The organism is Streptomyces sp. ActVer (genome assembly GCF_027270795.1).
Taxonomy (GTDB): domain Bacteria; phylum Actinomycetota; class Actinomycetes; order Streptomycetales; family Streptomycetaceae; genus Streptomyces; species Streptomyces umbrinus_A.
Genome location: NZ_JAPWHT010000389.1, coordinates 1 through 9978 on the forward strand (window position 1 = coordinate 1; position 9978 = coordinate 9978).

8 protein-coding genes, 1 tRNA gene and 1 pseudogene are annotated in these 9978 nt (G+C 68.2%); 4 read left to right on the forward strand and 6 right to left on the reverse strand.

What is annotated here, in order from left to right; genetic code table 11:
- Together nrtL and O3Q52_RS40830 are read right to left on the reverse strand one after the other, a co-directional pair.
- Nucleotides 1-842, reverse strand: an 842-nt coding sequence (nrtL, locus tag O3Q52_RS40825) for an ArgS-related anticodon-binding protein NrtL (RefSeq protein WP_369124182.1), incomplete at its 3' end; no start/stop codon positions are given.
- A 371-nt stretch (nucleotides 843-1213) separates the two neighbouring features.
- Nucleotides 1214-1732 carry a response regulator gene (locus tag O3Q52_RS40830; RefSeq protein WP_269653615.1) on the reverse strand — a complete coding sequence of 173 codons (519 nt, stop codon included), beginning with the start codon at nucleotides 1730-1732 and terminating at the stop codon, nucleotides 1214-1216.
- 145 nt (nucleotides 1733-1877) lie between these two features.
- On the opposite strand from O3Q52_RS40830, the gene O3Q52_RS40835 reads away from it, so the two are divergent.
- From O3Q52_RS40835 to O3Q52_RS40845, 3 genes and pseudogenes are all read left to right on the forward strand, one after another.
- Nucleotides 1878-1949: transfer RNA gene (locus O3Q52_RS40835), tRNA-Arg, on the forward strand.
- A gap of 1000 nt (nucleotides 1950-2949) precedes the next feature.
- Nucleotides 2950-3191, forward strand: a pseudogene (locus O3Q52_RS40840) (transposase); the annotation flags it as partial.
- 1750 nt (nucleotides 3192-4941) lie between these two features.
- The gene (locus O3Q52_RS40845; RefSeq protein WP_269653616.1) at nucleotides 4942-5439 is read left to right on the forward strand and encodes an aldo/keto reductase; all 498 of its coding nucleotides are present in this window, start codon (nucleotides 4942-4944) and stop codon (nucleotides 5437-5439) included.
- A 44-nt stretch (nucleotides 5440-5483) separates the two neighbouring features.
- On the opposite strand, the gene O3Q52_RS40850 is transcribed toward O3Q52_RS40845, so the two are convergent.
- On the reverse strand, nucleotides 5484-6263 hold the full coding sequence (locus O3Q52_RS40850) for a DUF1963 domain-containing protein (protein ID WP_269653617.1): 780 nt from the start codon (nucleotides 6261-6263) through the stop codon (nucleotides 5484-5486).
- 83 nt (nucleotides 6264-6346) lie between these two features.
- Nucleotides 6347-7066, reverse strand: a complete 720-nt coding sequence (locus tag O3Q52_RS40855) for a hypothetical protein (protein WP_269653618.1) — start codon at nucleotides 7064-7066, stop codon at nucleotides 6347-6349.
- 217 nt (nucleotides 7067-7283) lie between these two features.
- Here O3Q52_RS40855 and O3Q52_RS40860 point away from each other — a divergent pair, with 217 nt between their 5' ends.
- Complete coding sequence (locus O3Q52_RS40860; protein WP_269653619.1) at nucleotides 7284-8030, forward strand: DUF4142 domain-containing protein; 747 nt, start codon at nucleotides 7284-7286, stop codon at nucleotides 8028-8030.
- Between the two features lie 24 nt (nucleotides 8031-8054).
- Here O3Q52_RS40860 and O3Q52_RS40865 read toward each other — a convergent pair whose 3' ends face one another.
- Nucleotides 8055-8588: a MarR family winged helix-turn-helix transcriptional regulator gene (locus tag O3Q52_RS40865; protein ID WP_269653620.1), complete on the reverse strand. Its 534-nt coding sequence runs from the start codon at nucleotides 8586-8588 to the stop codon at nucleotides 8055-8057.
- Between the two features lie 118 nt (nucleotides 8589-8706).
- Complete coding sequence (locus O3Q52_RS40870; protein ID WP_269653621.1) at nucleotides 8707-9795, reverse strand: LacI family DNA-binding transcriptional regulator; 1089 nt, start codon at nucleotides 9793-9795, stop codon at nucleotides 8707-8709.
- Nucleotides 9796-9978: the final 183 nt, after the last annotated feature.

Here is a 9978-nt window from a genome sequence, read left to right on the forward strand (position 1 = left end):
AGGGCGTGCGGGTAGGCGGCAAGGGCGTCGACGAGGTGTGTCGCGTTGCCCTGTACGTCGCCGGGGACGCCGGGGGCGCTGGTGAAGCCGAGGGCGGCGGCGTTGCGGCTGAGGGCCCGGGTGCGGGCGTGGGCGTACCGGACCCTGAAGAGCGGGTTGGTCTCCCGCTGGACGAGGTGGTCCGCGGTGATGCGGGGGTGGTCGTGCGACGCGGGGTGCAACAGCGCCCAGCGGGCGGCGTCGCGGCCGAGCGGGATGGGGTCCTGGCCGGCCGGTACGGGCCGGACGTTGACCTTGAGGGGCGCCGGCTCGGCGGGGGTGCCGTGGGCGTCGACGCTGACACCGAGGACGGCTGCCCAGGCCGGGTCGGGCTCGGCCTCGCAGGACGTACGGACGAGGGCGCCCTGGGAGCGAAGGATCCGGGCGAGGGCCTGAGCGGTGACGGCGGCGCGTACTTCGCGGGGATGGTGGAGCTGTACGAGTTGCCCGGTGGGCTCGTCGACGACCCCGTACCGCGCGCCGCACCTCAGAATCTCGGCGACGAGGGCCTGCTCTCCGCTCCCGTCGAGGGTGATGTTGAGAAAGCCGGGCCCGGTGATGTCGACACCGGTCACGCCTTCCGCGTCCGCGAGGTGCGACCGCAGGATCTCGGCGACCTCCTGCGGCCGGCGGCCGGCGGGGCGGGCCAGCTGCAGGGCGACGTTCGTGGCGTAGTCCCCGCGGCCGCCGGGCCCCGGGGGCGCGACCTGGACACTCTCCGGCACCGGCGCGACAAGCTCGCCCACGTCCACCGCGCGACGCACTGCACGCAGGACGGTACGGGAGAGCTCGACGGGGGTCACGGGACAAGCGTAGGGGAGGAGGGGGGTGGGTAGGCGAACTGGTTTGGGGGAGGGTCCGGGATGTGGACGGTGGGGTGGGGGCCGGGGCTTGTTCAGGTGTCGGGCTGGTGCGGGCCGATGGGGGTTGCTGTGCCGGGTCGACCGGTCGCCGGGTCGCCGTGGTGGGGTCGGGGACGTGGCGACCTATCCGTCCGGCGACATGTCCGTCCTCGGTCTGGCGCGATGAAGTGGGATTGCATCGCGGGGAGCCCGGCGAGGACGCGCCGGCCGCTGCGGGCGGACACGTCGCCACGCCCTCTGCGGCGGTCGGGCGCCCGCGGGTGGGTGGGGGTACCGGTCTCGGGCAGTGGTCGGTGGTTGTATCGACCCGACTAGCTGCTGGTGCGGCCGGCGCGCTCGGTCTCGCCGGAGCCGTAGATGCTGTCGGCGCCTTCGAAGGAGGCGCTGGTGGCCGGAGTCTCACGCCGCTCGAGCAACTGGCGTACGAGTCGGACGAGTTCGGCGGGCTCGAAGGGCTTGGCGAGGAAGGCGTCGACGCCGACGTCAAGACCGTTCTCGACCTCGTACTGGTTGCAGGCGCTGACGATGGCGAGGGGGAGGTTACGGGTCCGCGGGTCGGCGCGGAGCCGGGCGGCGGTACGCAATCCGTCGAGCCGGGGCATGACCACGTCGAGGGTGACCACATCGGGGCGGACCTGGTGGATGACGTCCAGACACTCGACACCGTCGGCCGCGGTCACGACCTCGAGACCCTCCAGCTCGAGATTGACCCTGATCAGTTGCCGGATGACCTTGTTGTCGTCCACAACAAGCACCCGACCCGACGCGCCTGGCACAACTCGAGAGTAGGTCGGCACGTGGGGCCGCGTCCGGCTTTTCCCCACTTCCACCCCGCGGGAGCGATCCCGAACCCACCCGCCGCCCAAGACCGGAACGCCTCCCGACACCCCCTCACCAACCCCCAAAACCCGTTCATGACGACCCCGAAAGAGCTGGTAGGGTTCTACCCGTCGCCGCAAACACAGCGCCCGACACGCCCCCGTAGCTCAGGGGATAGAGCAACGGCCTCCGGAGCCGTGTGCGCAGGTTCGAATCCTGCCGGGGGCACCCTGTATGAGGTGCCCAAAGACCCCGCCATCAGCGCTTTAGCTGGGGACGGGGTCTTGGCGTATGTGCAGGCGGATGCCGCCGAATGCCGCTCCATGACAGTGATCACGTTGTAATAGCGTCTTGATCTTGCGGGGCCTCGAAGGCAGGTCACCGGACGTTTACTGAGGCGTGCGCTGCGCGTCCTCTCCACACAATGCACCACGTCGATGGTTGGTTGTGATGCCACCGGAATGAGCGCAACTGCTCGTGGAGGCGCTCAGTCTCAGGCCTGCGTCCGCCAATCGCGTCGGTATCGTCCCCAGCCATGGAAATGAGCGACCTGCCTGGATGCGCAGCTGTGGCGGTATCGATCGTTTCGGTGGTCATCAGTTACCGGCTCGGCGTCCGTTCTGCTCGGGCCTCGGAGCAGTCAGCTGAGGCATCGCAGGCGTCTGCACGGGAGGCACGACGTTCGTCGGATGCTGCCGAGCGGTCAGCGAGCGCGGCGGAGGACTCACTCGCTCTTCAGAGGCAGGAAGCTGAAGAGCGGCAAAGGGCGGCAGAGCCACAGGTGGAGTTGCGAGTCGAGCGCACTGGAGGCGGCAGTCGCTTGCGTCTGGGTCGTGTCCCGCGTCGTGGTGTAGGGGATCAAGCATTACGCGTTCCGGTACGAGGCTCCTGACGATCTCCGCAGACGCAGCAGTCCACGAGGCGCCCTGCTGAGGTGAGTTGAACACCCGACCGGACTGAGGCACCGTCCCCGACCTGCGGATTCCGGAGCCTTGATCGGCTACACCACTCGGCGGGACACCATCTGCGTCTGCGCAACGTTGGTGGAGCCGTGGCTACGGGAGTGACGATTCACGATGCTCCGGGCGTCAGCACCCAAGATCGAGAGTTCAACTTCCGCACCGGGATCAGCAACGTGGAACTTGCTCCTGGAGAGGCGCGCGAGTTCTTGATCTACACAACCGCTCGACGCCGCCGGTACGTCTGCGTAGCCGCAAGCTTGCCGTCCCGCACCCACCCTCAAGCCCACATCATCGAGTCCCTGCCGGGCATGGCCCCATCCTGGGAGCCGAGTTCATCGTCGCAGCCGGTGACCTGAGCACCTACGCAGGCGCGGGCCACCTCGCCTCCGCCGCCGGCCTCGTGCCCGTTCCACGCGACTCGGGACACCGCACCGGCAATATTCACCGCCCCAAGCGATACAGCCGACGCCTCCGCCGCGCCTTCTATCCCTCCGCCCAGACCAGCATCATCCGCGTGCGGGTGAACCAAGTGCGCCTTCTAAGCGCCTGGCCTACGACCGCGGGGCCGAAACCGACCGAAGGTTCACGTGCCGGGTGCGTGCCAGACCGTGCGGGGAACCAAGGGGAACAGCGGGAAATCAGGCGACCGGTCGCCAGGCGCCGACGCCGCTCCGCCGTAGGTCAGTAAGGCAACTGGCGCCCGATCACCTTAGCTTCCCAAGTGGAGGTCTTGATCCCTGCGTCTCGGCGCACGGCAGAGTTAGCGGAGCCGCCTGCGTTCCGCCTGACACCGGGCTCTTGGGCACTGCCCTCTGACCGGTCTGTCAGGCACAGTGACGGCCCTCCGGGCGCTTCCCTCACCAGAGACAGAGGCTGAATCGCTAGTCTCTCGCGAGCCCTGGACTTCAGGGAGATCGTCTGGCCGCGCTTGAAGAGCGCGCCGCACCTCACGCCAGGCTCGGATGATCTCAGGCAGCCTGGACAGCACCTCGGTGATCTGCGTCAGTAGCAGCATGACGCAGCCAAAAGCAGCGAGGATCACCAGCGTCACGTTGTCCCAGTTCATGAGGGCTGTCCCGGCGTCCGCTTGAGCGATGCTCGACGTCCATGCAAGCTGAGCGTGGCTACCCCCAACCGCACCTCGACTCGGTCGCCAACATCCTGCATTGTGGCGCCGGGGATACCAACCTGGGGAGCTGTCAGTGATGTTGCGACGTCTTCGACGTAGGGAAAGCCATTCCATCGAAACGTCCATCGGTCCGCCGAGCCCCACATCTGCTTCCCATAGCGTTCTTCGCTCCCGTCGTTGAGCCAGCCAGGACGTCGTAGGGGGTCGGAGAACCAGTTGCCGATCGCCCACCTGCCCTGAGGGTCCTGAGTCGCGATTCTGGTCGCGAGACCGGCCAGCAAGCGCTCAGCGTCTGCGCCCATGCCGGGTACTTCGTCTAGCTGTGTCTGCTCCGTTGCGGTCAGGGGCTTGTCAACTGAGTAGAAGTCCCAACGCGGGGAAGGACGCCGCGAAGCGCCCCAGGTGCCGGACGGGTTTCCTGTTACGACCAATTGGGCGCCCGTGGGCAGATGACGTGCAATGTAGGTGCGCCGGCCCCGGAACTCTTCAAGTCGGAGCCCCGGTAGTGAGCTTCCTCCGTCGCGGCTGGGTAGGAGGTACGGTGCCACATTGTGCGGAACGTCCGTAATGAGGACGAGCCCGTTGTAGCGAGGCGACGCAGTGATGTCGTAAGCCACGAGCGTGTGCAACCCCCACCGAGCAGGCGGACGCGCATCCCCGAGTCCCAATCGGTTGAAAAGGCCGAGTGCCAACAGAGCACGAAGGGTGCGTTGTTCACTCAAGCAGGTGTCAAGTCCGAGTGACCCATCCCGTGGAACCCCTGCGAACGCTCCCTCTTGGGGCTCACCAGTGAATTCCACTCGGGTTCGGGCAATTGCCTTCTTCACACTTTCAGGCATGCTGATACCTCGATGCCACCCGGCTGACGCTCTCGGTCACATACCTCGTGAACCCAACAAAAACCATGCGGAGTTGGGTGCACCACACCCATCTGCAGCGTCCGCAGGTGCCGGGCCTGTCGATACATTGCCGCCCTTCGACTCTCCGCGAGCCGAATATGGGCAGTTTAGCGGATGGTCGAGCGGGTACGGGCGGAGTTGCGCAGAGCCCACTAGGTGGGTGCCTCACTGTTCCATGGCGTCTGCCAGTTCGTGCGGTGATCCGCCCCCACCCCAGCACAGTGAGCAGCGTGAGTTTTTTCGTGGCTTTCCGTGCCAGGGGTGGCCGTGAAGATGAGGAGGGACTGGCTCTGATCCGGTTCGAGGAAGAGTTGGCAGTAGAGGTCCAGGCGGCCGACCCCGTCGCGTACGCGCCGCTCGGCCACGGCTCTCTCACCGGAGCCGTGCGATCGGTGTGCGACCTGCCGGCCCACGACTTCCGTCGCACCTCGCCGCGTTTCGCCTACGCGAACCTGGAGCGGAACCTGCCACTGCTCGACCGGATCATCGCGACGGCGGACAGCCTCGGCGTGACGAGCGGTCAACTCGCCCTCGCCTGGGTGCTCGCGCGGGACGGAGTCACGGCTGTTCCCGGAACGAAGCGGCGTACGTGGCTCGAACAGGACGTCGCCGCCGCCGGCATCGCCCTCGACGACGCGACCATCGCCGGGCTGAGCGCCGCGATTCCGGTCGGAGCCGCGGCCGGAGACCGCTACGCGCCGATGGGCATGGCCTCCGTCCAGGAGTGATCCCGGCACCCGCGCGAGGCCGTCCGGGCCGACGCGGGCCCGGCTCAGCACTGCTGGTCGTACTGGAGGTCGGCGTACCGTCGGGCGGCGATGTCCTCCTGTGTGCCCACGATCAGGTTCATGGTGCATACGTTGTAGTCGATCGCCTGCCCGGCCATCTGCGCGAAGAGCACGAGCCCGTCCACGTCCGGTGCCATGTCCCACGAGTCGGAGAACCCGCCGAGCTGTACGCAGACGCCGGGGCGTTGTCCGCCGAAGGCCATGTCGAGGACGGCTTCCTCGAAACCGTCCAGCGCCTCCTCGGCTCCGTCCTCGTCCAGGAACGCGCGGGTCTGCGGGCCCCCTTCCTCGTCACCGTCGAGGGTCAGGCCGAGCACCGGATACAGGGTGCGTGGTTCGTAGACCCTGACCTGCTCGGTCTCACCGTTGAGTTCATACGTCGCCGAGCCCTCCGTGGTGCGTGCTCCGGCAGGGATGTGGAGCACCACGGACGACTCCGGCGGGTACTCGATCTCGGTGAAGAGCAACAGGTGGCCGTCGGCGGGCAGTTCGATGTCCAGGGCGTCGTGAGGCAGGGCCGCGCAGGCGATACTCAGCACGAGCGGGTTTCGCGGTTCGGGCCAGTCCGTCCCGTCCGGCAGTGCGGGAAGCCCGCCCGTCCGTGCGGCGGGGCGGGCGTTCTCCCGCCGGGACACAGGCACTTCGTCGTGCGGCACCAGGTAGAGGCACGGCCGGGTCCGGGCCATCAACTCCTGTGCGACGGGAGCCGGAACGCCGTGTTTGGCGGCCGTCTCCAGCAGGAGCGGTTCGTCGATCGATGTCATGTTCGCGATCGTGCCATGGGTTACTGACAGGTCGCGGATCGCGGAGTACGACGGACTCGGCCACGGTCTTTGGCCGAAGATCCTCAGTGGTGGTTCTTCCGGACCACGTTGATGACGGGAGCCCATATGTGCGGCTCGGATCCGTCGGTGAAGGTCGCTTCCGAGCGGAGGACGTGCCGGCCTGGTGCGAGGTCTGTCAGCCATGCAACCCACCCGCAAGCGGTGAAGGTCGCGGGCTGTGCAGGTACACCCAGGAAGTTGTCCGGCCGCAGCTGAACCGCCCGCTGCGGTGCGCATGTTCCGAAGCGTCGCTTTTGAAGATCGACAGACTTGCCGCCATCGACAGTGAGCCGCACCGACTCGACCTCGGTCCGGAGTGCGGTCCAGGCGCACTTGCGTTGGGCGGCTTCGCCCACCGCGTAGTACGGGGGCTCCTCGACGTCGTCGCAGACAGTCATGAGTCCGAGGACGAACACCGCCGTCCCTTGTTTCACCGTGCAGTTCTGCGGGGGTCCGTTGCCGATGACCAGGAGGACCTTTCCGGTCCGTCCGAGTTCCACGCATCGTTCGCCCTTGCCGAACCACGGATTCTCTGTCGCAGGCAGGGTGAACGTCCGATACCAGCCCTCGCCCATGACCTCTCGTCCGGTCAGCCCGTCCATCTTTGTGCGCGGTCCGACCACTCGGCCTTCACCGCCATGCTCATCGTGACTGGAAGCCGCGGGCATCGAGCCCAGTTGGATCGCGGCGACCAACGCCATGACCAACAGAATCGACCACTTGGTGTGGCGCAGGCGTGACATGGCACCCTCCCCCGAGCAGAGATGGTGTGGGTCGTCCCCACGCTCGGCCACCCTAGGGGCGTACTGAGGGGTATGACCCATCTGCGCCGGTGGTGTGAAGAATGCGAACCCGAGACCCTCCGGTTCGACAGAGTGCAAAATTTACCCTGAGCAATGATTGCATTGTGCTTCTCATCCGTACCTCCTGGGGACCAGGCCGTTCACCCAGGAGGCACCCATGCGCGTAACGCAACGCACGGCAGGAACCGTATTCGTGATCGGTGGGCTGGCCGTGACGCTCACCGCGCTGGCCTACCCGGCCCTCGTCGGGATCGAGAAGACGGTGACCAACCAGGAACGGATCATCGCCAACACGCGGTACGGGCCGTTGACGGAGGCGGACCGGGACTTCGTCATCAAGGTCCGGGCGGCGGGGCTGTGGGAGCACCCGTTGGGGCTGATGGCCATGGAGCGGGGGACGACCCCGGAGATGAAGGAGGCCGGGGAGCATCTGGTCGCGGGGCACTCCGGGCTCGACAAGATGTGCCGGAACATCGCTCCCGAGCTGGGCATCACCCTGCCCAACCAGGCCAGCCCGCAACAGCAGCAGTTCGTGGCGACCGTGGACGGGAGTACCGGCAAGCAGTTCGACACGACCGCTGTGAACATCATGCGGGTGACGCACGGGCAGATCTTCCCGACCATCGCCAAGATCCGGGCCAGTACCCAGAACAGCATGGTCCGGCAGCTGGCCGACCTGGCCAACGACACCGTCCTCGACCACATCACCGTGTTGGAGAAGACCGGCCTCGTCAACTACGACCAGGTCAACTTCCAGCAGACCACCCCGCCGAAGCTCCCCAAGGACGATACGACGCCGCCTGCGCCGCAGCCGGGCTCGCCCGTCCTCGCCCTCAACGAGCCTCCGGGGCTGGACGTGAACACGAGTTCCCCGACGCCGGCTCCCAGCCCCAGCGCCGGGTGACCCCGAGCGCCCCAGAGGGAAGGCTCAGGCGTCGCGCGTCGCCGGCACGTCCACCCAGCCCAAGGGGTACGGCTCGGCGTCGTCCAGCGCCGGGGCCAGCGGCTCGCCGCCCGCCTCGTTGAACGCCGTCAGCGCGTCGACCAGTGCCTCGCGCTGTTTCGGGGTGAGCCGTTCGACGATCGCGGAGATCTCGGCGCGCCGGCGGGCGGTCACGTTCGCGACCGTGTGCCGCCCCTCCTCCGTGAGCTGCAGCAGGGTCTCGCGGCGGTTGGTGGGGTTGGTCCGGCGGTCGGCCAGCCCGGCAGCGATGAGCCGGTCGATCATGCGCATGGCGGTGGAGGGCGCAACCTGGAGCAGATCGGCGAGCGTGACCAGTTTCGTGGCGCCGCGCGTGGCGAGCACCACCAGCATCCGGAACTGCGGCAGCGTCACGCGTTCCTCGACCTCGGCGAGCGAACGCGCCGAAACCGCGACGAGAAGGCGGGAGGCGGTCATCACCGCATGGGTCACCGCGTCGACATCGTCCATGGCCCCGGTGGGGGTCTCGTGCTCCGGCATGTGTCCTTTGTATCCCGCCGAGGTGCCCGACCACTCACCTGATCGGCACAGATTTTTCTTCTCCATGACCTGCGTACGGAGAAGACGGACCGATGGCCCGGCCGTGCCCGAGTACAGGTCAACGGCCCGGGGCCGGTCCCGTACTCCTCCGGACGATCAGTTCGACCGGTACTACGCGGCCGACGGCCGGCTCGGGCGGGCCGTCCAGCTGGGACAGGAGCAGGTGCAGCGAACGGGTGCCGATCTCGGGGAAGTCGGTGCGGACCGTGGTCAGCGGGGGCAGCAGGTGCGCGGCCTCGGGGATGTCGTCGTAGCCGACGACGCTGACGTCGTCGGGAACGCGGCGCCCCGCCTCGTACAGGGCCCGCAGCAGGCCCAGCGCCATCTGGTCGTTGGAGGCGAAGATCGCGGTGACGTCGGGCCGGGCAGCCAGTTGGCGGCCGAGTTCGTAACCCGAGTCGGCGCTCCAGTCGCCGATGAGGGGTTCGGGGATCTCGGCCCCGGCCGCCTCCAGCGTGGCCCGCCAGGCCTCGACCCTTCTGTCCGCCGACAGCCAGCCCGTGGGGCCCGCGATGTGCCAGACCGTCGCGTGGCCCAGCGCCAGCAGGTGTTCCGTGGCCTTGCGCGCGCCCGCCCGGTTGTCGGCCGTGACGAAGGACGCGTCCTTGCCCAGGTCGTTCTCCAACACCATGAGCGGGGTGTCCAGTTGGGCCTCCGCCAGCGCCCTGCCCACCCAGCGCTGCGGGGCGATGGCGATCACACCGTCCGCGCCCTCGGCCGACAGCGTGTCCACGGCCCGTACGACGGTGGCCCGGTCCGCCGTGTCCAGCGCGATGGAACTCACCAGGTAACCGGCTTCCTGGGCCGCCGTGTTGATCGCGGTCAGAATCGAGGCGGGACCGAACCGCGCCGCGTCGAAGGAGATCACGCCCAGCATGCGCGTTCTGCCGCTGGCCAGGGAACGGGCGCTGCGGCTCGGGCGGTAGCCGAGCGTACGCATGGCCGTCCGGACCGCCTCGCGGGTCTCGGGGCGGACGGACGGGTTGTCGTTCAGTACGCGGGAGACGGTCTGCTTGGAGACACCGGCCAGGCGCGCCACGTCGTCCATCACCGGCCGCGCCCCCGCGAAGTTGCGTCGGCTGCGACCCTTGGGAAGGTCCTTGGGAGGGCCTTGGGGCGGCGCGCCGTCACCGGCACTTCGGGTCATGACGGGTGATGTCCTTCGGGTTCGTCCCGGCGGTCGTGCCCCGCCCGGCTGGCCCACAGGATAGGCCGCCGGGAGGGAGAGGGCCCCGGCGGCCGGGCCTCGGGGGCTCAGCCCGCCCGTATCACCCACGTGCGGCCCGTCACCCACTCGACGCGCCCGATCCGCGCCGCCGCCGCTCCCCCG

What these genes read in the sequence shown, in the direction of transcription:
- O3Q52_RS40850 (WP_269653617.1), bottom strand. Translation starts at nt 6,263, where the DNA reads ATGACATCGATCGACGAACCGCTCCTGCTGGAGACGGCCGCCAAACAC.
- O3Q52_RS40855 (WP_269653618.1), bottom strand. Translation starts at nt 7,066, where the DNA reads ATGTCACGCCTGCGCCACACCAAGTGGTCGATTCTGTTGGTCATGGCG.
- O3Q52_RS40860 (WP_269653619.1), top strand. Translation starts at nt 7,284, where the DNA reads ATGCGCGTAACGCAACGCACGGCAGGAACCGTATTCGTGATCGGTGGG.
- O3Q52_RS40865 (WP_269653620.1), bottom strand. Translation starts at nt 8,588, where the DNA reads ATGCCGGAGCACGAGACCCCCACCGGGGCCATGGACGATGTCGACGCG.
- O3Q52_RS40870 (WP_269653621.1), bottom strand. Translation starts at nt 9,795, where the DNA reads ATGACCCGAAGTGCCGGTGACGGCGCGCCGCCCCAAGGCCCTCCCAAG.